The organism is Psychrobacter sp. Pi2-51 (genome assembly GCF_904846665.1).
GTDB classification, from domain to species: domain Bacteria; phylum Pseudomonadota; class Gammaproteobacteria; order Pseudomonadales; family Moraxellaceae; genus Psychrobacter; species Psychrobacter glaciei.
Window position 1 is genome coordinate 27,445 of the sequence record NZ_CAJHBP010000013.1, and the last position, 20,962, is coordinate 48,406.

Here is a 20,962-nt window from a genome sequence, read left to right on the forward strand (position 1 = left end):
ATTTAAATTTAGCGATGACTTTTAAATTGGCTATGACTTAAAGGAGACTGTCTACAATGAAAGACCAGATACATGATTTGGGTGCAGGTTTTTGGAATATTCGCGGCTCGTTCGTGAGACAAGGCATGATTGATATAGGCAATCAATCAGCATTGGTAAAATTATCCTCTGGAAAGTTTGTGCTGCTGGACAGTTATACGCTCACTGGAGAGGTCCGCGCGCAAGTGATGGCGCTGACCAATAATGGGCAGGACATAGAAGCGGTACTCAATGTGCATCCTTTTCATACGGTGCACTGTGCGCGAGTAGCAAAAGACTTTCCACATGCTCTATTTTATGGCAGTGCACGTCACCATAAGGAAGTGCCAGAAGTGAATTGGAGTGCAGATTACGTTGAAAGTGCAGCGGTCGCCGAGCGTTATCCTGAGCTTAAATTTTCACTGCCAAAAGGCATTTACTATATTGCTCCTGATGACTCTGTACATTCGAGCTCGCTCTTGGTATTTCATCCTGCCAGCCAAAGTCTATATGTCGACGATACCATCGAGACGCCACCTTCGAAGCGATTTAATGCGGTACAAGCGGGTATAAACTTACATGCCACGACCATAGAAGCACTCAAAGATGAGCCAAATGCTAGCAAAGATTATTGTGATTGGGCCATCAACTTGGCGCATGACTGGCGTGACGTGCGCAATTTTTGTAGTGCGCATTCAGGTTTGGTAGTGTTTGAAGAAGGTGAATTTGAAGCAGCGCTATTAGCAACTATTGACAGCGCCCGTCCTGAGCTTAAAAAGGCTTGAATGACTTAAACAAATCCAAGAAACCATAATAAATAACAAGCGTAAAAAAGCTATCAACATCAAAAAACGCTGAAAAATATGGGTGGTTCATCACAATTTCTATTGAACTCATGGTGTCGATGGGATATTGCCGTCTTTGACATCTTTTTTATAACAGACTTTACGCCTGTCATACGTCATTATCCATATCTTGGTATTTATAGTTGCTTATATTTAGTGACTTATATTTAGTGACCTAAACTTAGTGACTTATATTTAATTGCTTATATTTAGTGATTTACTATTTTTATAGTCACCCATAACTACCCTATTAAATTGCTACACCTCATTATTGATCAATTAAGGAACAATATTTATGACAGATAAAATTATAGATTTAGGCTCAGGATTTTGGAACATACGCGGAAGCTTTCGCATAGGTGGCGTGCTAAATATCGGCACTCAATGCTCGCTGGTCAAGCTGGCATCGGGACGCTTTATATTTTTGGACAGTTACGCCTTGACGGGTGACGTTCGAGATGAAGTCATGACACTAACCAATAATGGTCAAGATGTCGAAGCGGTACTTAACGTTCATCCTTTCCACACGGTGAGCTGTGCACAAATGGCAAAAGACTTTCCGCAAGCAACATTCTATGGCAGCAGCCGTCATCACAAAAAAATGCCAGAAATTAAGTGGGCAGAGGATTTGGTTGAGAGCGAAGCGGTGGCACAGCGCTACCCTGAATTAAAATTTTCGTTATCTGAAGGTGTCCACTATATCTCGCCTAACGAGATGATCCATGCAGGTTCTTTATTGGCTTATCACCCAGCCAGCCAGAGCTTACACGTTGATGACACTCTTATGAGTCCACCAATGAAATTACTAGAGGCTGTATTGCCTGAGCTAATACTGCATCCTACGACCAAAAAAGCACTGAAAAACGAGCCAAACGCTGGCGCGCAATATTGCGACTGGGCGACCAACTTGGCACACGAATGGCGCGACGTCCGTAATTTCTGCGCAGCGCATTCTTATCTGGTTCGATTTAAAGAAGGTGAGTTTGAAAAAGCACTGCTAAAAGCCATTGATAAAGCACGTCCAAAGCTAGAAAAAGCATAGCCTGTACCGTATTTTGACCGACGTATTTTGTGAAAAAAAGGGCTGCCATTTTGGTAGCCCTTTTTTATGTCTTGAGGTGGCTACAACCTTATCTAAATAACAAGGTCGCCAGCTCATCCTCATTATTGATGATATCTGCCAACGTATAACGCTCAAGCACGGTAATAAAAGCAGTGAGCGCTTCAAAAAACACCCCTTTTAATTGGCAGACTGGACTAATTACACAGCCCACAGTAGGCGTCGGTGCTGATTCCGCTATCAAGGTGATGGGTAAGCCTGTTGAATGAGGTTTTGTCTCGGTATTGGGCAACTGCGCGGTAAAACATTCTACCAACGCAAAATCTGGTTCGATTTGTTTAATCAGTACGCCTAAGTTGATATCTTTTGGGGCGTAAGCCAACCGAATACCGCCATTTTTGCCACGGACGCTATCAATGTACCCGAGCTGACCGAGCTGATGAATAATCTTGGTTAAGTGGCTCTTAGAAATATGATAGCTGTCTGCAATGTCACTGATATTAGACAGTGAGTGTGGGTCTGGCTTCACTGCTAAGTAAATTAATGAGCGCAGTGCGTAGTCACTATAATTGGTTAATCGCATTGATTCACGCTCCTGTCTGATTTGAGAGTATTAAATTTTACGGTTTCAACATTGATGAGCTAAAGCACATTACCCAAATAAGCCGTCTGGTCTCGGTCGTGTCAGCATCGGCAAATAACTGATGCAAAATAATACAAAGCAAGCAATCCACGCGCTTTGAGCCACCATAATCCATGCTAGATAATGACTCATATCGACCAGCGGTAATAGCACTCGGCTGATAAATACCAATACCATCAAACCGTACATAACGTTTACCGTTTTTGGTGGTTGATGAATACTGCGACCCGTGTGTCCAAGCGATACCCGCGTCATCATCGCCACGGTCATCATACCAACCCCTGCAATTGCCAGTCCATGCATAGCGATGCTGTGCGGATAACCTAGCCAAGGCTGTAATGCATACAATAAGAAACTCAGACACATTCCTAAAAACGCAATATACAATGACCACAACAATGGCTTTTGCCAAATACCGCGATTATACCATCCTAGCAAACGAATGATATTAATCACTGCTACACCGAGCGCGGTAACCGTCAGCAAATATTTATTTGGATAAAATACATCACTAATAAAGAAAGCGAAGAAAAAAGCCAAGCTGGCAATATCTTGAATTTTACTATTTCGTAGCATTACATTGTCTGTACCACCCCCACTTAATCCGCGCTCAATAAAGAAAGGAACGACCCGTCGCCCGATGGTTAATACCAGACCAATAATTAAGTAAAAGCCTAGATATATACCTACTCTGGTAATGGCCATATCAGCACTGATAATGCCCCAGTAGCACAGACCGTTGCCCAGTGTTAATAGCGCCAGCTTTGCCAAAATTCCCATTTGTTTATATTGCTTAACTTGTAGCACTGCACGACATACGACAAAGGCCATCGCTCCGATGAACAACATATCAAATAGTGCCGCTGCATATAGTAACCACACACTACTCCCCGCAATAGCGACACCAAGCCCAAAAGCCAACCATCCTAAACGCGCCAGCAACCAACAAGTAAAGATTGCCAGTAGCGAATAACCATGCGGCATCATCACCCCTGTCCAAGTCTTCACCGCTGTTAGCAAAAATCCAGCAATCACTGCGAGTGCATAACCATAAATCATCTCGTGACCATGCCAATACAACGGATTCAATACCTGTGCATCGATATTTGTATGACCAGTAAACACAAAAGCCCATAGCAGCATCGTTGCCACAGCAAATAGCGCAGCAGCGCTGAAAAATAGGCGAAAGCTCAAATTAAGGATAGGATGCGGAGAGCTTGGTGGTTTGCTAGGTAACTTGATAGAGTGCATAGCCATCTTCTTAGAGGAATATAGATGACTTTAACTATAACATTCATTTTAAATGAATGTTATAGTTATTTAGTCTGATTATTGAAATATTCTATCCATTAAAGTGCAGCGCCTACGGAAATCTATAGAAGCAAAATCTCAAGTATAGTTGAATTCAAATAATCTCGATACAAGGAAACCGAGCGCAAGTTATACATTAGTATGCTTAGCGAGGATGACGATGTAGCGGATTTATATGGATTTGACTATATAAAAATAGAGAAAGCCAACTGACTATTATTTGGACATGACTTAGTCAATACCACTTACAACTGTAATCCCGCGATGACTAACGATATGACCACTATCGTCGTGACATACTTCCTCACTTGAAAGTATGTATGACTGATAATCTGCGCTCGATGCAGACTATAATCGATAACTAGCAGGCTTATAAAACCAATCACTAATAGCCAAATAAAACTACTGGCGGATAAGCTCAAAAAACCAAGCCAAAGGCCAAGCGCAATGACATTGCTATACAGTGGAAGCCTAACTGCCCACTTATTGTCATCAGCCAAGCTCAAATGATTACCCCAATGCGCGCCTGCCATATACATTAATCGCTCTTTTGAGTGTTGCTTTGCCACTGACGGATAAACTCACCATTTGGATCGTATTGCTGGGTTTGTTTGTCGAGATTAAACTGTCTGCATCCTCTTGGATCAGCACCCACGCCTGCCAGATATTGCCAATTACCCCAATTGCTGCCAACATCGTAATCAACAAGATGTTGCTCAAAGTAAGCTGCCCCGTAACGCCAATCAAGCCCTAGCTCATGGATAAAGCAGCTAGCAACCAGTTGTCGCCCGCGATTTGACATATAGCCTGTCGTACTCAATTGATTCATGCAAGCGTTGACGATAGGATACGGTGTTGTACCGTTTTTCCATTGTGCTAACAGATTTTCGTCCAATTGGGTTGAAGGCGCGTGCTGAGCGATGCCTTTAAACCAAAATAACTTTTGCTGATGGGTAACAGCATACCAGTAGAAATACTCACGCCACAGCAGCTCAAACCATATCCAGTAGGTAGAATCATTTGCGATGATATCGCACTCATAACGACGTAGACGATTTAATACTGTGTTTACAGATAGTGAGCCGTTTGCAAGCCATGCGGAAAACTTCGTAGAACGTATCCAGTCATCTAGCGCGTTTCGTGTGGTTTTATAAGTGCTCGGTGCATCAGAATCAAAATAGGTATGTAAGTGCTTGAGGCCATTTAACTCACCACCTGTAAAACTGGATGGCTGCTGTGATGGCTTGGCACGCCCTGCCTGATCAGACAACTGAGATTCAAAAAAGTACTCGTCCCTACTCATCATACTTTCGGGTAATGGAGCAAGTGATTCTGGCATTGGATAAATCACTATATCTTTTTCTGCATGCAGCAAATCATAATCGGTTTCGACTTGTTTACGAAATTGCGTAAAGCTTTTGGGTAAGTTCTCTAGCGGTAACTCGTCAAACAAAGTTGCCGTTGTCTGGATATGCCAATGTATCTCTGGATATTTCGCCTGTATAAGGTCATATACTTTGTTTTGATTATAATCTGCCGTTTGACTGATGCAGATATCCGTCACTTGTTGCTGCTCTATTAGATCACTCAACTGAGTAAAGAAGTCCAATGCTTCTTCGCCTTTCTGTAAATACAGCAACCTATTACCAAGCGGCTCTAGTGACGCATTTAAATCAGCCAAGCTCTCATGCAAAAACTGCTGGCGAGCTTGCCCCATAGCCTCATAGCGATAGGCATCGTAATGGTCTTTATTATCTAATATATCTGTCAACAATGACGCATAAACCAATAGCAGCTTTCCATCAGTGGATATCTTAGATGCTTTCAATAAAGTGGCATTGTCCGCCACTCTCAAGTCATTATGAAATAGTACTAATGTGACATTGTTGTTCTCTGAGTTGTTCGCTGCTTGATTTGACATACCCTATCCTTCTGGCTACTTAGCACTGATTTATTATTTTTAATCTTAAAGTATCATATACGGTATAACACATACTTAGGGCGTGTTGAACATTCGACCATGGCTCTGACAGAGACTATTTTTTAGACAGTTCGACGTTAAAAATAGTAAGTTTAGTCATTCTAAGCGTGTATTTTTAACAATGAAATGGCAAAAAATAGTTCTGTCTCTTCGAGCCGATGCTAAAACTGCCCCCCAGATCTATATAAGCAGTGCGTTGTAAACCTAGTTAAGGCATGAGCATTACCGTCGTTTTACGCCTTGTCTGAAACAGTTTTAGCGATCAGCAGTGCCTATTTGTGAATGTTCAACACGCCCTAGCATTCAACTTTGATGCTAGCCTAATACTTGTAAGGCAATGCGCTCAGCCCCAGAAACCACTTATAAGCATTGACTCTCATGTGTCTGACTGCTTAAATGGCTTACCTCTAGGAGAACATCATGACTCAAAATAATACTACGACTGAAGAAAATAAATCAGATGAAAAGCGTAAACTTATTAATCGATTTTTGATGAGACTGACAAAAGAGCAGCCTCAAATGTATTACGCGACCACCTCTGAGATATCGCGGAGTATTCATACGATGATAAAAGAACATACCAATCGCTTGTCAGTAGAAGAACAAGCACTGGTGAGACGTATGACTATTGAAGAGATTGAAGGATTACTGGGCTTTCATGCCAGATGAGTTATTGACTAACTTTCAAATACATCATTCTCAGTAAGTTGCCAAATATCACACAAAAAAAAGACCGCTATCAAAGCGGTCTTTTTTATTAACTGTTATTTTAGTTTAAAATCATTTAAGACAATTAGAACGGATATTCACGTGGCTCATTTTGCATTGAGATCCAATGTGTTCTAGTGAATTCTTCTAATACCCACTCACCGTTGAAGCGACCGATACCTGAGTTTTTCTCACCACCGAATGGCGTATTGCTCTCATCATTGACTGAGATGTCATTGATGTGGGTCATGCCAGCTCTGATACCGCGAGCGAAGCGCAGGCCTTTTTGCATATCAGCAGTGAACACGGCACTAGACAGACCATACATAGAATCATTGGCGATCGATAGTGCATCGTCTTCGTCTTTAGCACGGATGATACCGACCAGTGGTCCAAACACTTCATTACGTGATAGATCCATTTCGCGAGTGACTTCGGTAAAGATATGCGGCGGTACGACTTGGCCTTGAATCTCGCCACTTAGTATCATTTTTGCACCTTCTTCCTGAGCTTTAGCGATTTTTTCTTTGAGCGATTTAACTTGTTTTTCGTTGATGATTGGACCAACAGCGGTATCTTGCTTATTAGGATCACCGACGTTCAATGTTTTGACATGCGCTAAGAAACGCTCTACGAAATCATCATATATCTCGTCTTCTACGATAACTCTGTTAATCGCGATACAGATTTGACCTTGATGCAAGAATTTACCGAAGGCAGCCGCTTTTACTGCTTGCTCGATATCAGCATCTTTTAGTACGACAAATGGGCTGTTACCGCCAAGCTCAAGCGCCACTTGTTTGATGTACTCACCGCCGTTCGCTAACTCACCGATATGTTTGCCCACTGAGGTCGAACCTGTGAACGACACTAGGCTTGGCGCTTTGTGTTCAACGATTGCATCGCCTATCTCACTACCTGAGCCAACTACGACGTTTAGTAAACCTTTTGGCAGACCCGCTTCTTCAAACACTTTGGCCAATAGCAAACCACCTGTCACTGGCGTATCGCTAGCAGGCTTAAGTACCACCGCGTTACCAAGCGCTAGGGCTGGAGCGATAGAGCGCTGAGTCAAATGTAGCGGAAAGTTCCATGGGCTAATAACTGCTACGACACCGATAGGCTCACGATAAATAAAGTTTTCTTTACCAGGCGTGTTCGATGGGCGAATCTCACCATGTACACGGTTAGGGAACGTCGCTGCTTCAAGGGTAATCGCACGCGTCGCACTGAATTCGACCATCGCTTTGATACGGGTGCTGCCCGACTCTTTGATTAGCCAATCAACGATTTCTTCTTGGCGCTGATCTAGTATGTTGACCACTTTATATAACACTGCGGCTCGCGTTGCAGGCGTTTGCTTAGCCCATGCTTCTTGAGTTTGGCTCGCAGCATCGTATGCTTCATTAAGCTGATCCTTGGTCGCTTGCTGAATTTCTACGAGCGTATCACCATTATAGGGATTGGTATTAGTATTGCTGCTATCGTCCTTACCTGTTTGCCATTCACCAGCGATGAACTGCAAATGGAAGTCAGTATATGCACTGGTAGTTGTATTATTGGTTGACATAATTAGCCTTATTTTTGGTTTGTTGTGCTGAATGTTTATTTTCGATTATTTGAATAAAATTATTAAGTCGGAGATATCTCAATTAAAAGCATATCTTATAAGTAGTAAGTCTGAAGTTATGGTTAAACTATTAATTAAAAGCCATCATTTAAAATAGAGACGCTGTGATAACGGATAACAACAAAACCTACCTTGCTAGACGACTGGTCTAATGCTACCATAGCTATCAATAAAACAAGACTACTTTGTCAGTAAATATTGTTGATAAAACGTAACACCTATAAATATATCCTATTACAATACGCTATCAACATGACGTTCAAATGAACGCTGACTATCTTATATAAATACTTCTACTAAAGGAGAACATCCTACCTATGTCTAACATAACAGACACTACTACACCCGATACCAAAGCTCATTTACTTGCGACTGGCTACCAATTAATAGCCAAAAAAGGCTTTACCGCTGTTGGTATCAAGCAAATATTGGATACTGCAGGGGTACCCAAAGGCTCGTTTTATCATTATTTTGCCTCAAAGGAAGCCTTTGGCGAGTCGATTATCAGTCACTATTTTGTCAATTATAAGCATCGTCTAGAAGCGATCGGTGGACAAGATGTGAGTGCGCAGCAAAAACTGTATAACTATTTTCAAAACTGGTACGACACCCAGCAGAATGGCTGTGACCACGAGAAATGCTTGGTCGTCAAGCTCAGCGCCGAAGTGGCAGACATGTCAGAGACGATGCGTGAGGCGTTAAATGCTGGCTATCAGCAGACCGTCACTTGGCTAGCCACACAAATAAAAGCGGGCTGGGTTGATGGTTCTGTACCACAGCCTGACAATATCGCTGCCGAGAGTATGGCTAAGCGCTGGTATTTTGCATGGCTCGGAGCCAGCTTAATCGCTAAGACCAGTCAAACCAATACGCCGCTTTCGGAAGTTTGGCAAATGACGACTTCGCAAATGGGGCGCTAACGGTCTTTACTTATTCTCAGTCGTTAGTCTAAATCACCACTCTCAATTACTAGGTGTTTTCAATAAAAAGCACCTTAATAGTAAATAACGGTTCGTTGGATTCATATCATTTGGTTTATGATACTTTTGTAATTATTTACAGAAAACACTAGACGACCGGTCTAATTAATGTACAATGCCTGCAGATGTTTAAAACAAGCATCACGAATTTTAGCTTTTAATTTCAGACATACACTCTACAAATTTTAGGAAAATTATGAATAACTTTCAATATTACAATCCAGTACGTATCGTTTTTGGTGAAGGTCAAATCGAGCAATTATCAGATCTAGTTCCTACTGATGCCCGTGTTCTTATTACTTACGGTGGCGGTTCAGCACAGCGCACTGGTACATTAGACGAAGTAAAAGACGCTTTGTCTGCGAGCGGAAACCGTACTGTCTTTGAGTTTGGTGGTATTGAGCCAAATCCAGAATTCGTCACACTATTAAAAGCTGCTGACATGGTTAACGAGCACAACATTGATTTCTTATTAGCAGTCGGTGGCGGTTCGGTCATTGATGGCAGTAAGTTTGTGGCGCTTGTGGCTTCATTAACAGAAGAAGACGGTACTGTCTCACGCGATCAAGCATGGGATGCCTTGACAAGCTATTGCAGAAATATCGACTCTGCCGTTGATCTAGGTGCAGTCTTAACGATTCCAGCGACTGGTTCAGAGATGAACTCTGGCGGCGTTGTCAACTATAGCGAACGCCAAGCAAAACTACCGTTTGGTAACCCACTTGCCTTCCCTAAGTTCTCAATCTTAGATCCTACTAAGACATTGACTTTGCCTGAGCGTCAGGTAATGAACGGCGTTGCCGATGCCTTCGTCCATGTGATGGAGCAATACTTAACGTATCCAGTCAATGCAAAAGTGCAAGATGCCTTTGCTGAGAGCTTGTTGAAAATTCTGATTGAAGAAGGTCCAGCAGTCAAAAAAGACCCAGAAAACATGGAAACGCGTAAAAATATTATGTGGACAGCGACCATGGCACTGAACGGTCTGATTGGTACTGGTGTGCCACAGGATTGGACGACGCATATGGTTGGTCATGAATTGACTTCATTGCACGCTATCGATCATGCACGTACATTAACCATCGTTTTACCATCAGTAATGCGCGAGCTAAAAGAAAGCAAAAAAGAGAAATTGCTTCAGTATGCACGTAACGTATGGAACCTCACCGATACTGACCAAGATGATGACACCATCATTGAGACAGCGATTGTCAACACTGAAAACTTCTTCCGCGAGCTTGGCTTGCCAGTAAGTTTAGAAGATGTTGATTTAGACAATGCTGCCATTGATCCTATTATCAAACAACTTGAAGCTCATAACATGGTCAAGCTGGGTGAGCACGGCAAAAATGATCTTGACGTATCACGTCGTATCTTGGACCGTGCGGTTACTAGCAAGGCTTCGTAACCAACGAATACAGCAAACAAATGCGATGTTAGGTTAAATAGTATTTGTTTGTGACTGTCTTCCTTTAAATGACACTATCCGAAATGATATTGTCGTGAAAATGAAAGTATCGTCAAAATAACAGTAACTATTCAACAGTGAGTAGTTACTGCCCTCTTAATCAGTAATTAGTTTTCAATCAGTAACTAGCCAATAACTATTAAAAAACGGCTATGCAATACCCAATGATTAAACAGTTAACTCTCTAAGTATTAGTCATTAACTGACAATCAACATCTAACACTCAATAAATAAAAAAGGGGCTTTACTATGAGCTTTGAAAAACAACAAAACCAACAAAAAAATCGTCAAATCAAACTGGCCAGTCGTCCTACTGGTGAGCCAAAAGCTGAAAATTTTGACATGGCTACTAGCGACATCCCAACACCCAATAACAGTGAGATGCTACTGCGTACGGTCTATCTATCATTAGACCCGTATATGCGCGGACGTATGAGCGATGCCAAAAGCTACGCTGATCCCTTAGAAGTTGGTGATGTCATTATGGGCGGCACAGTCGCTCAAGTCGTTGAATCCAATGTCGATGGTTTCTCCAAAGGCGATTTAGTAGTCTCAAATTCAGGCTGGCAGGACTACAGCGTCAGCGATGGCGAAGGTGTTCTTAAGCTTGATAAAAATATGTCAAACCCGTCTTACGGCTTAGGCGTGTTAGGTATGCCAGGCTTTACTGGTTATATGGGTTTGACCGATATCGGCAAACCACAAAAAGGCGAAACTTTAGTTGTCGCGGCTGCCACTGGACCTGTCGGTGCAACTGTCGGTCAAGTGGGTAATCAATATGGTCTGCGCACTGTCGGTGTCGCAGGCGGCAAAGAAAAATGTGATTTTGCGGTCAACGAGCTTGGCTTTGATGTCTGTATCGATCACAAAGCCGATGACTTCGCTGAGCAATTAAAAGCAGCGTGCCCAGATGGTATCGACATCTATTACGAAAACGTTGGCGGTAAAGTGTTCGATGCAGTATTACCGCTATTGAACGCGCATGCCCGTATCCCAGTATGTGGTCTAGTATCACAATATAACGCCACTGACTTACCTGACGGCAAAGACCGCTTGGGTATGCTAATGGGTCAAGTATTGGCCAACCGTTTAACCGTCAAAGGCTTCATCATCTTTGAAGAGTATGGCGATCACTTCCCAGAATTTTTAGAAACCATGAGCAAATGGGTAGAATCAGGTGATGTCAAAACCAAAGAATACATTGCAGATGGCTTGGATGACGCACCGAACGCCTTCGTTGACATGCTCAATGGTGATAACTTTGGTAAGACCGTCGTAAAAGTATCTGATGTTGAATAAATCGGTTGGATAACGAGTTAACAACATAATTTGTTAAGACAACCACTGAAAATGACATCTTAACCATGAATACTATTGGCAGTCATCGCTATTATTGACTAAGTACGATTGGTTAAAGATGGCTGCTAACAATAAATCATTTAAAAACAACGTTAATAATAAATAAGGACAATCATGAATATTTTAATGGTACTAACTTCACACGATAAATTGGGCGATACTGGTAAGAAAACAGGTTTTTGGCTAGAAGAATTTGCCGCACCTTACTATGCTTTTCTTGATGCTGGCGCCAATGTCACGATCGCCTCTCCTGCTGGTGGTCAGCCACCGCTAGATCCTAGTAGCGACACACCAGATGCGCAAACAAAAGATACCACCCGTTTTAAAGATGATAAAGACGCTCAAGAGCATTTAGCCAACACCAAAAAACTGGCTGATATGAAAGCAGAAGACTTTGATTCAGTCTTTTACCCTGGTGGTCACGGCCCATTGTGGGATTTGGCAGTTGATGAAAACTCTATCAATCTGATCGAGACCTTTGTAAAACAAGATAAGCCTGTTGCTTTTGTTTGTCACTCTCCTGCCGCGCTTAAAAACGTCAAAGTTGATGGTGAGTACCTAGTGAAAGGTAAAACTGTTACTGGTTTTACCAATTCAGAAGAAGACGCAGTTGGCCTTACAGATGTAGTGCCTTTCTTAGTAGAAGATGCGCTTAAAGCCAATGGCGGTAATTACGAAAAAGCAGCTGATTGGGAATCGTTTGTGGTAGAAGACGGCTTGTTAATCACAGGTCAAAACCCAGCATCGTCAGAAGAAGCAGCTAAGCGTCTAATGGCAAAGCTTAACGGTTGATCCAATTAACAAAGTAAAAAGGCTACTATTATGATTCGTTTACACCATCTCAACCAATCACGGTCGCTACGTACTTTATGGCTTTTAGAAGAGCTTGGCGTCCCTTACGAGATCGTCAGTCATCAGCGTGATGCTAAAACGCATCTGGCACCTGATAGCTTAAAAGCTGTGCATCCTCTTGGTAAATCACCGGTCATTGAAATGGATGGTGAAATATACTCGGAGTCAGGGGCCATTACTGAGCTATTGATCGAACGCTTTGCGCCAGATCGTCTACGCCCTGCTCCTGATAGCACCGATTATGGGCATTATTTACAGTGGATTGACTTTGCCGAAAGCTCGCTGATGTTGCCATTGATGCTTGAATTGTTTACCAAAAAAGCAGGTATCAACGACAATGAGTTTTTGAACGGTTATATAGAGATAGAAAAAACCAGACTGTTCAAATATTTAGACACCTCAGTTGAGGGTAAGTCGTTTATTGTGGGTGATAAATTGAGTGGTGCTGATTTTATGCTGTCGTTTGACTTGATCATTCTTGCTCAACGTCAAAAACTAGACGCTTATCCACATATTAAACAATATGCTGAAAAGCTGGCCAGTCTTGATAGCTATCAACGTGCGATGAATCTTGAAGCTGAGCATGACGAGTCAAAGCAAGCGTAAACAAGCTTCATAATAAATGCTCAATAAAAAATATGATAAAATAGCCCAAGTCTATCTTGGGCTATTTTTGTTGTTTTATTCCATTAATAACTGTACTAAGATCAGTTACTGACACGCGCAGCTAACGCCGCCAATCATAGGGGAGCTGTACCATGTCCTTACTCTATTCATTCACACAAATCATCATACGACCATGAGTACTGAATACCAGTTTAAGCCCCACGAACAACCAATGATGGTGGGCTCTCCAGCCAATCCTGACCACCCAGTGCGCCGTAAAGTATTTTATTTACTGATTGGAATTTTCGTTGGTCTCACAGCCAGCTTTCAAAATGGTCTACTTGTCGCAAATCTTACTCAAATTCAAGGCCAATTGGGATTAACGCCCGCCGAAGGGGGTTGGATATCTGTCAGCTACAATATGACCAATGCCTGTATCACCGTTCTACTGTACAAAATTCGCCAACAATTTGGCATGTCACTGTTTAGTAAAATCACCCTGTTTTTTCTGTTAGCCGCCACGAGTCTACAGTGGCTGATCAGTAGTCACTTATTAGATACGCCCAACATTGGCATCGAGCCCTATTACCTAGAGATTGTCGCAAGGGGACTTAGCGGTATGGTGGCCAGTGGCATGACCATATTGGGCTTATTTTATTGCTTGCAAGGTATGCCAACTGTCAAACGTACTAGTGGCCTAATATTGGGCTTTGGCTTGGTACAGTTCGGTATTCCATTATCCCGCATCATCTCGCCCTACCTCACCATCGATGGTCAGCTTGAAAACTTATTTCTATTCCAATTTGGTTTAGCACTGATTTGCTTTGGATTGATTAATATCTTAGAGCTACCACCAGGTAATACAGAAAAAGTATTTGAGAAACTCGATTTTCTCAGCTTTGGGTTTTTTGCGAGCGGTCTGGCTGCATTAGCGGTCATTTTGGTGCAAGGTAGGATTTTATGGTGGACGACGCCTTGGCTTGTCTATCCACTGATGATTGCCATTGTTGGAATCAGCATCGCCTTATGGATCGAAACGCATCGAAAAAACCCAATGCTACAAGTTCGCTGGATGCGTAGCCGCAATATTATCGCTTTTATGATTACGGGCGCTGTCATGCGAATTTTGCTATCTGAGCAAAATGTCGGTGCGGCAGGATTACTTGCCAACTTAGGCTATGGTAACGATCAGCTCATTACTTTTTATGCGGTCATATTGGCTGCCAGTGTGTTGGCTTTAGTGATTAGTATTTTTAGCACCAATCCGATGGATTTACGTCGACCCGTTATTTTTGCAGTGGCATTGATTGCATTAGGCTCTTGGATGGATGTGGGTGTGTCTATTAATTCTGCACCCTATATGTTTTATTTCAGCCAATTTTTGATTGCATTTGCTGCCGTGTATTTCATGGGGCCTCTGGTTTTTGAAGGATTTTTGCGTGCGATTGCCAGTGGTCCTGCCTATATTATTAGTTTTTCCGTTATTTTTGGTATTTCACAAACGGTGGGCGGCTTGGCAGGTGCGGCGGCAATTCAGGCATTTACAACCATTCGTACACAGGTACATTATGCAGATATGGTCAGCTCACTGAATTTGGGGGATCCTGCGTTCAGTGCTCAAATTGCCGGTACTCGTAGTGTATTGTCAAACCAAACGACGGATGCAGCGCAAGCGAATGTTGGTGCAATGAGCCAAGTATTACAAGGTATTCAGCGCCAAGCAACAGTCTCCGCTTATGGTGATTTGTTTTTTATCATGGCTATTCTATCAACTGTGGCTACTGCTATGTTATTACTCAATTATTTTTACTATCGTTATCACAAACGCAATCCTCTGGCCAAAGAGCTTGCTGTTATTGCAAAAATGCGTGAACCAAAATAACGTCTTTTATTGCATGAGTGATTTTTCACTTTATTGATTTATCGCCACACCGTTTAAGTATTTGCTAATTAAACATTTAGGAGCGCGTCATGAGCCAAAAGAAACCCAGTGAACTGAATCAAACACCTCAGACGTCAACTGATGCTCCCATAACGGACGCACGTATTGCGTCAAATACCGATACCAATCAGGCCGAAAATCCTACAATAGAGCAAACGGATACCTCTGAGACAAATCCAGCTACTGACATACAAAAAGGCTCACGTGATGAGACGCCTATGCCACCAAAAGAACCTATCGCAGCGGCTACTGGCTGGTCGCCAAAGAAAAAATCCTATCTGAATTTAGGATTACTGGTTGTAATGATTGTCATTGGTGTGGCATTAATTTTATATGCATGGAAGCTGCCACCCTTCACGCCTACTGTGCAGCAAACCAATAACGCCTTTGTAAAAGGACAAACCACCATTATTAGCCCGCAAGTATCCGGCTACATCACCGAAGTAGCCGTACAGGATTTTGCCAACGTAAAAGCGGGTGACTTACTAGTAAAAATTGATGATCGTAGCTTCCGTCAACAGCTTGAGCAAGCGCAGGCCAATATAGAAGTGGCCGTTACCAACCGCTCTAGCAACACTCAAGATACTCAATCAAGCCAAGCACAAATTGAAGCACGTGAAGCTGACTTATACAGTGCCAAAGTGAGTGTCGAAAGTGCTCGTGAAGATGTCAATCGATATCAAGGTTTGGATGCTATCGGCGCAGTATCAAAGGCAGAAGTTGCTCATACAAAAGCACAACTTGCGCAAGCACAGGCAGGCGTCCAGCAAGCTGAAGCTAATTTACAAGCAGCTCGCGAAAACCGCAAAAAAACCAGTGGCAGCCGCTCCTCTTTGGACGCGAACATAAAAAATGCTGAAGCAGGTCTCAAGCAAGCACAAATTAATGTAGACAATACCATCATCACCGCACCTGAAGCGGGACAGTTGAGTCAGGTCAGTGTCAAAGAAGGTCAATACGTTAGTGCTGGCACCCAGCTGATGTATGTCGTTCCTAAAGGCGTTTGGATTATCGCGAATTTTAAGGAAACGCAAGTCGCTAATATGGCAATTGGTGAACCTGCAACCATCCATGTTGACGCGCTTGGTGGTGCCAAATTCCACGGGCGTGTCAGCAATATCTCACCAGCGACTGGTAGTGAATTTAGCGCAGGCGCGGCAAACCCTGCGACTGGCAACTATATTAAAATTGCCCAGCGTATCCCCGTGCGCATTGACTTAGACCAAAATCAGGCTGAGCTTGCTCAATTACGTCCTGGTATGTCGGTCTCAGTGGATGTCGATACCGAGATTAAGTAAAAAGATAAAGCAAATGAATGACATAAAAAAAGCCACTCTAAAACCAGAAAAACTGGATGTAGAGTGGCTTTTTTATACTTTCAAATACTCTAGGATTTCAAAATAAGACAAACACTATGGTAACAGACGCTTGGTTGTCCAACTGACGCTGTCTTCATTACCTTCACTGTTGTCGCCGCTACTCTGCGTATACACAATTCGATCATGCATACGATTGGCCCGACCTTGCCAAAATTCAATCTTTTCAATAGTAATCTCATACCCACCCCAAAACTCTGGCGTTGGCACAGTGCTATTGTCTGGATGCTCTGCTTGGAGCTGGTCAAAGGTCTGTTCCATAACTTCTCGGTTAGCGACTTCACCGCTTTGTGGTTGGCTGACCCATGCGCCTACTTGACTATCGTGTGGACGCTTTTGGAAGTACGTAGCTGACTTGTTGGCATCTATTTTAGCAATGCTACCGCTGATACGGACTTGCCGCTCAAGCTCATGCCAAAAGAACAGCACTTCTGCATTAGGGTTCTCAGCGATATCTTGACCTTTAGCACTTTCATAGTTGGTATAAAACACCACACCAGTCTCAGTAATCTCACGCATTAATACAATACGCACACTGGGTTTATTATCTGCCCCGCAAGTAGCAAGGCTCATCGCATAGGGCTCTTGCACTTTTTGCTCGGTCGCATCGCTAATCCAACCTTTTAATAGCTCAAATGGTGATGTAGGAATCGACTGCTGGTCAAGAGCGCCTTTTTCGTACGATAAACGTTGATCGGTAAAGTCCATGCTCATAACTATTCCTTGATTGCGTTATATTATTAAGCCCTTTTTAATGACGTATTTATCGAGATTATTAAGGCTTGTCTTCATTTCAAAAATGGTGATAAAAATGAGATAAATTGCAGTCAAACAAGAAAAATAGTGCAGATAATATCAGGATATTAACCAGCTATTTGACGATGTTTGGCAAGATTTAGCCATTTTCAGCCCATTCAGATGACTATCGAGTGAATTGAAGACACGCCCTAGCCCAATACTGCCTTAATCTGCTCAGCCAAATCATTGGCCATCACATCACACTCTATCTCATCATCTGACTCGACCATCACTCGAATCATCGGCTCAGTGCCCGATTGACGAATCAACAGACGACCACGACCCTCTAGAGTAGCACGTGCTTTATCAAAAGCGGCGACTAACTCTTTATGCTCAAAAGGATCTTGCATGGTAGATAAGCGTACATTGACCAGCTTCTGTGGCAGTACTTCAAAGCCTTCTGTAAGGTCACTTAGGGCTTTATTTTGCGCTTGCATAACGGCCAATACTTGTAAGCTCGCAATGATCGCATCGCCCGTACGGCTCTTGTCTAAGCATAATATATGCCCAGATGGTTCGCCGCCTAGTATCCAGTCGTGAGCGGCAAGCTCTTGCATGACATAACGATCGCCTACTTTTGCACGAGTAAAGGCAATACCTGCCTCCTTCAATGCCAACTCTAGACCCATGTTAGTCATGAGCGTACCAACCACTCCTACCGCAGGCGTTTTGCCTTGGGTGGCAAGCACATATAAAATGCCGTCGCCATCGACCAGTTTACCCATCTCATCGACCATCACGATACGATCACCGTCACCATCTAAGGCAATACCGACATCCGCTTCGTGCTCGAGTACGGCTTTTTGCAAGCTCTCTGGATGGGTCGAGCCGCAGTCAGCGTTTATATTGATACCATCTGGCGTATTATTAATAGCAATCACGTTGGCACCAAGCTCACGCATGACTCTTGGGGCAACGCTATAGCCTGCGCCATTGGCACAATCGACAACAATAGTTAGATGAGCTAAGTCGTACTGATAAGGGAAGCTGCCTTTACAGAATTCAATATAGCGACCTTTAGCATCATTAATTCGGTTATTTTTACCCAATTGTGCTGGATCAAGAATAGGCATGAGCACATCGCTGCCATTAGAGTCGCTCATAATGGCTTTTAATTTGTCATTAATCGCCGTTTGCATCTCATCGGTCAACTTTTTACCGTCAGCTGAAAAAAACTTAATGCCGTTATCATAGTATGGATTATGAGATGCTGAGATAACGACGCCTGCATCTGCATGAAAGCTGCGAGTTAAGTGAGCGATAGCTGGCGTTGGTAATGGGCCAAGCATGTTTACATCGACCCCTGCTGCGTTAAAACCGGCCTGTAGCGCCCCTTCGATCACATAGCCTGAGAGACGAGTATCTTTGCCGATGACCACGCTCGGCTTACGGCTAGGATTGTCATTGTTTTCTATGAGCACCAGTCCAGTCACATAACCTAACTTTAGAATAAAATCAGGGGTGATCGGTAACTCACCAAATTTTCCGCGAATACCATCAGTGCCAAAGTAGCTCATTACAAATGTTCCTCAAGTCTAAAAATGAAACGCCAGACGTACGCGCAGGCAAGGCAATAGTTATTATAATCTATTGGTGTATTTTACAAAAAAAACAGCCAACAATGACGGGGCATTGTTGACTGTTTGTATCCTGATGTCACTGTCATGCTGTCTGTCAGTGACTATCGACGTTCTTAGGACTAAAAAGTTATTAGGATTAAGAAGTTATTAGTCCTAAAGTGTTTTAATTAATCCACTCGATAGTTCGGTGCTTCTTTGGTGATTTGCACATCATGCACATGCGACTCTTTCATGCCCGCAGACGTCACCTTGATGAACTGTGGTTTGGTACGCATATCTTCGATAGTCGCACAGCCAGTATAGCCCATTGATGAACGTAAACCGCCTACCAATTGATTGACAATACCTGCTACTGGTCCTTTATAAGGAACGCGACCTTCGATGCCTTCTGGAACCAGTTTTTCTACACCATCTTTGGCATCTTGGAAATAACGGTCTGATGAGCCATTCTGACCTGACATCGCACCTAAGCTACCCATACCGCGATATGCTTTATAATAACGACCTTGGAACAGCTCAACTTCGCCTGGGGCTTCTTCAGTACCGGCCATTAATGAGCCGACCATGATACAAGAAGCACCAGCTGCGATGGCTTTTGCCATGTCACCTGAGAAGCGAATACCACCATCAGCAATCAATGGGATACTGTCTTTTAGGGCGCTGGCCACATTATCAATGGCTGAGATTTGTGGTACACCAATACCCGCGATGATACGTGTGGTACAAATAGAGCCAGGACCGATACCAACTTTTACCGCATCAGCGCCCGCATCACGTAACGCTAGAGCTGCATCACCGGTAGCGATGTTGCCACCAATAACTTGTACATGAGGGAAATTTTTCTTGATCCAAGAGACTTTTTCAATCACGCCCTTTGAATGACCATGTGCCGTATCGACCACGATAATATCGACGTCAGCTGCAATCAATGCTTCAACGCGCGCTTGCGTATCTGCACCCGTACCGACAGCAGCGCCGACACGTAAGCGGCCTTGCTCATCTTTACAAGCATTTGGGTTGTTTTCAGCTTTGGCAAAGTCATTGACCGTAATCAGACCGCGCAGACGAAAGTCTTCATCAATCACGATCACTTTTTCGATACGGTGCTCATGCAGCAATTTTTTGATATTTTCATTGCTTTCACCTTCTTGCACGGTGACCAGCTGCTCTTTTGGCGTCATGATATAGCTAACTGGTAACGACAGATTGGTCTCAAAACGCCAGTCACGATGTGTGACGATACCGACGACTTTATCCGTGCCCTTTTCTACCACAGGTACACCTGAGATATTGTTGTTTTGGGTCAGTCTTAATAATTCACCAATCGTCATTTCAGGATGCACAGTGATAGGATCGACTACCGTTCCTGCTTCGAATTTTTTGACGCGGCGTACTTGTGTGGCCTGCTTATCGATATCCATGCTCTTATGCAAGATACCCAAACCACCCAGCTGTGCCATGGTGATAGCCATTTCAGATTCGGTGACGGTATCCATAGCAGCCGAGATTAGCGGCAGATTCAGTGTGATACTTTTGGTCAAGCGTGTGGACAGATCGGCAGATTTTGGCAAGATTTCAGAGTAGGCTGGTAACAATAAAACGTCATCAAAGGTGAAGGCTTCATCGACAATTCGTAACATACAGACCCCTAGTGGTGGTTATTTTGATGGGTGGGATTTTCGCATTAAGACAATCAATCAAGATCACCATTATGACTTTACGACGTTCAACCCTTATTTGTTAAAGGCTTTGAATCATAGAGCTTTAGATAATAAGCAATGTACCAGTCGTTATTTATAATCAAA

The 20,962-nt window shown here is 43.1% G+C and carries 18 protein-coding genes; 10 read left to right on the top strand and 8 right to left on the bottom strand.

Annotation, left to right across the window (positions count from 1 at the left end):
* Window positions 1-56 precede the first annotated feature (56 nt).
* Together JMY08_RS08470 and JMY08_RS08475 are read left to right on the top strand one after the other, a co-directional pair.
* On the top strand, window positions 57-803 hold the full coding sequence (locus JMY08_RS08470) for a hypothetical protein (protein WP_201592853.1): 747 nt from the start codon (window positions 57-59) through the stop codon (window positions 801-803).
* A gap of 355 nt (window positions 804-1,158) precedes the next feature.
* Window positions 1,159-1,905, top strand: a complete 747-nt coding sequence (locus JMY08_RS08475) for a hypothetical protein (protein ID WP_201592854.1) — start codon at window positions 1,159-1,161, stop codon at window positions 1,903-1,905.
* Between the two features lie 88 nt (window positions 1,906-1,993).
* Here JMY08_RS08475 and JMY08_RS08480 read toward each other — a convergent pair whose 3' ends face one another.
* From JMY08_RS08480 to JMY08_RS08495, 4 genes are all read right to left on the bottom strand, one after another.
* Complete coding sequence (locus JMY08_RS08480) at window positions 1,994-2,506, bottom strand: Rrf2 family transcriptional regulator (protein WP_201592855.1); 513 nt, start codon at window positions 2,504-2,506, stop codon at window positions 1,994-1,996.
* Window positions 2,507-2,575: 69 nt separating this feature from the next.
* Complete coding sequence (locus JMY08_RS08485) at window positions 2,576-3,817, bottom strand: NnrS family protein (protein ID WP_201592856.1); 1,242 nt, start codon at window positions 3,815-3,817, stop codon at window positions 2,576-2,578.
* 305 nt (window positions 3,818-4,122) lie between these two features.
* On the bottom strand, window positions 4,123-4,416 hold the full coding sequence (locus JMY08_RS08490; protein ID WP_201592857.1) for a DUF3429 domain-containing protein: 294 nt from the start codon (window positions 4,414-4,416) through the stop codon (window positions 4,123-4,125).
* Window positions 4,416-5,798 (bottom strand): DASH family cryptochrome, encoded by a 1,383-nt coding sequence (locus tag JMY08_RS08495; RefSeq protein WP_201592859.1) that lies wholly within the window; start codon window positions 5,796-5,798, stop codon window positions 4,416-4,418. The genes JMY08_RS08490 and JMY08_RS08495 overlap by 1 nt, the downstream gene beginning before the upstream one ends.
* A 480-nt stretch (window positions 5,799-6,278) precedes the next feature.
* On the opposite strand from JMY08_RS08495, the gene JMY08_RS08500 reads away from it, so the two are divergent.
* Window positions 6,279-6,527 (top strand): hypothetical protein, encoded by a 249-nt coding sequence (locus JMY08_RS08500; RefSeq protein ID WP_010201084.1) that lies wholly within the window; start codon window positions 6,279-6,281, stop codon window positions 6,525-6,527.
* A 124-nt stretch (window positions 6,528-6,651) separates the two neighbouring features.
* On the opposite strand, the gene JMY08_RS08505 is transcribed toward JMY08_RS08500, so the two are convergent.
* Window positions 6,652-8,136: an aldehyde dehydrogenase family protein gene (locus tag JMY08_RS08505; protein WP_201592861.1), complete on the bottom strand. Its 1,485-nt coding sequence runs from the start codon at window positions 8,134-8,136 to the stop codon at window positions 6,652-6,654.
* Between the two features lie 377 nt (window positions 8,137-8,513).
* On the opposite strand from JMY08_RS08505, the gene JMY08_RS08510 reads away from it, so the two are divergent.
* The 7 genes from JMY08_RS08510 to JMY08_RS08540 all read left to right on the top strand — a co-directional run bounded on the left by JMY08_RS08510 (window position 8,514) and on the right by JMY08_RS08540 (window position 16,701).
* Window positions 8,514-9,116, top strand: a complete 603-nt coding sequence (locus tag JMY08_RS08510) for a TetR/AcrR family transcriptional regulator (protein WP_201592863.1) — start codon at window positions 8,514-8,516, stop codon at window positions 9,114-9,116.
* A gap of 256 nt (window positions 9,117-9,372) precedes the next feature.
* On the top strand, window positions 9,373-10,584 hold the full coding sequence (locus JMY08_RS08515; RefSeq protein ID WP_189584749.1) for an iron-containing alcohol dehydrogenase: 1,212 nt from the start codon (window positions 9,373-9,375) through the stop codon (window positions 10,582-10,584).
* Between the two features lie 309 nt (window positions 10,585-10,893).
* Window positions 10,894-11,943, top strand: a complete 1,050-nt coding sequence (locus tag JMY08_RS08520; protein ID WP_201592865.1) for an NADP-dependent oxidoreductase — start codon at window positions 10,894-10,896, stop codon at window positions 11,941-11,943.
* A 174-nt stretch (window positions 11,944-12,117) separates the two neighbouring features.
* Window positions 12,118-12,795, top strand: coding sequence for a type 1 glutamine amidotransferase domain-containing protein (locus JMY08_RS08525; RefSeq protein ID WP_010201076.1), 678 nt, complete (start codon window positions 12,118-12,120; stop codon window positions 12,793-12,795).
* Between the two features lie 30 nt (window positions 12,796-12,825).
* Complete coding sequence (locus JMY08_RS08530) at window positions 12,826-13,461, top strand: glutathione S-transferase family protein (protein ID WP_201592867.1); 636 nt, start codon at window positions 12,826-12,828, stop codon at window positions 13,459-13,461.
* Between the two features lie 193 nt (window positions 13,462-13,654).
* On the top strand, window positions 13,655-15,343 hold the full coding sequence (locus JMY08_RS08535; RefSeq protein ID WP_201592869.1) for an MFS transporter: 1,689 nt from the start codon (window positions 13,655-13,657) through the stop codon (window positions 15,341-15,343).
* Window positions 15,344-15,432: 89 nt separating this feature from the next.
* Complete coding sequence (locus tag JMY08_RS08540; RefSeq protein WP_201592871.1) at window positions 15,433-16,701, top strand: HlyD family secretion protein; 1,269 nt, start codon at window positions 15,433-15,435, stop codon at window positions 16,699-16,701.
* A gap of 114 nt (window positions 16,702-16,815) precedes the next feature.
* On the opposite strand, the gene pdxH is transcribed toward JMY08_RS08540, so the two are convergent.
* From pdxH to guaB, 3 genes are all read right to left on the bottom strand, one after another.
* Window positions 16,816-17,487, bottom strand: coding sequence for a pyridoxamine 5'-phosphate oxidase (pdxH, locus tag JMY08_RS08545; protein WP_201592905.1), 672 nt, complete (start codon window positions 17,485-17,487; stop codon window positions 16,816-16,818).
* Between the two features lie 239 nt (window positions 17,488-17,726).
* Window positions 17,727-19,094: a phosphoglucosamine mutase gene (glmM, locus tag JMY08_RS08550; protein ID WP_201592873.1), complete on the bottom strand. Its 1,368-nt coding sequence runs from the start codon at window positions 19,092-19,094 to the stop codon at window positions 17,727-17,729.
* A 230-nt stretch (window positions 19,095-19,324) separates the two neighbouring features.
* Window positions 19,325-20,797 carry an IMP dehydrogenase gene (gene guaB / locus JMY08_RS08555; RefSeq protein ID WP_189584734.1) on the bottom strand — a complete coding sequence of 491 codons (1,473 nt, stop codon included), beginning with the start codon at window positions 20,795-20,797 and terminating at the stop codon, window positions 19,325-19,327.
* Window positions 20,798-20,962 lie beyond the last annotated feature (165 nt).

What these genes read in the sequence shown, in the direction of transcription:
- JMY08_RS08505 (WP_201592861.1), bottom strand. Translation starts at nt 8,136, where the DNA reads ATGTCAACCAATAATACAACTACCAGTGCATATACTGACTTCCATTTG.
- glmM (WP_201592873.1), bottom strand. Translation starts at nt 19,094, where the DNA reads ATGAGCTACTTTGGCACTGATGGTATTCGCGGAAAATTTGGTGAGTTA.
- JMY08_RS08535 (WP_201592869.1), top strand. Translation starts at nt 13,655, where the DNA reads ATGAGTACTGAATACCAGTTTAAGCCCCACGAACAACCAATGATGGTG.
- guaB (WP_189584734.1), bottom strand. Translation starts at nt 20,797, where the DNA reads ATGTTACGAATTGTCGATGAAGCCTTCACCTTTGATGACGTTTTATTG.
- JMY08_RS08500 (WP_010201084.1), top strand. Translation starts at nt 6,279, where the DNA reads ATGACTCAAAATAATACTACGACTGAAGAAAATAAATCAGATGAAAAG.
- JMY08_RS08480 (WP_201592855.1), bottom strand. Translation starts at nt 2,506, where the DNA reads ATGCGATTAACCAATTATAGTGACTACGCACTGCGCTCATTAATTTAC.
- JMY08_RS08540 (WP_201592871.1), top strand. Translation starts at nt 15,433, where the DNA reads ATGAGCCAAAAGAAACCCAGTGAACTGAATCAAACACCTCAGACGTCA.
- JMY08_RS08520 (WP_201592865.1), top strand. Translation starts at nt 10,894, where the DNA reads ATGAGCTTTGAAAAACAACAAAACCAACAAAAAAATCGTCAAATCAAA.
- JMY08_RS08495 (WP_201592859.1), bottom strand. Translation starts at nt 5,798, where the DNA reads ATGTCAAATCAAGCAGCGAACAACTCAGAGAACAACAATGTCACATTA.
- JMY08_RS08475 (WP_201592854.1), top strand. Translation starts at nt 1,159, where the DNA reads ATGACAGATAAAATTATAGATTTAGGCTCAGGATTTTGGAACATACGC.
- JMY08_RS08525 (WP_010201076.1), top strand. Translation starts at nt 12,118, where the DNA reads ATGAATATTTTAATGGTACTAACTTCACACGATAAATTGGGCGATACT.
- JMY08_RS08515 (WP_189584749.1), top strand. Translation starts at nt 9,373, where the DNA reads ATGAATAACTTTCAATATTACAATCCAGTACGTATCGTTTTTGGTGAA.
- JMY08_RS08490 (WP_201592857.1), bottom strand. Translation starts at nt 4,416, where the DNA reads ATGTATATGGCAGGCGCGCATTGGGGTAATCATTTGAGCTTGGCTGAT.
- JMY08_RS08470 (WP_201592853.1), top strand. Translation starts at nt 57, where the DNA reads ATGAAAGACCAGATACATGATTTGGGTGCAGGTTTTTGGAATATTCGC.
- JMY08_RS08485 (WP_201592856.1), bottom strand. Translation starts at nt 3,817, where the DNA reads ATGCACTCTATCAAGTTACCTAGCAAACCACCAAGCTCTCCGCATCCT.
- pdxH (WP_201592905.1), bottom strand. Translation starts at nt 17,487, where the DNA reads ATGGACTTTACCGATCAACGTTTATCGTACGAAAAAGGCGCTCTTGAC.
- JMY08_RS08510 (WP_201592863.1), top strand. Translation starts at nt 8,514, where the DNA reads ATGTCTAACATAACAGACACTACTACACCCGATACCAAAGCTCATTTA.
- JMY08_RS08530 (WP_201592867.1), top strand. Translation starts at nt 12,826, where the DNA reads ATGATTCGTTTACACCATCTCAACCAATCACGGTCGCTACGTACTTTA.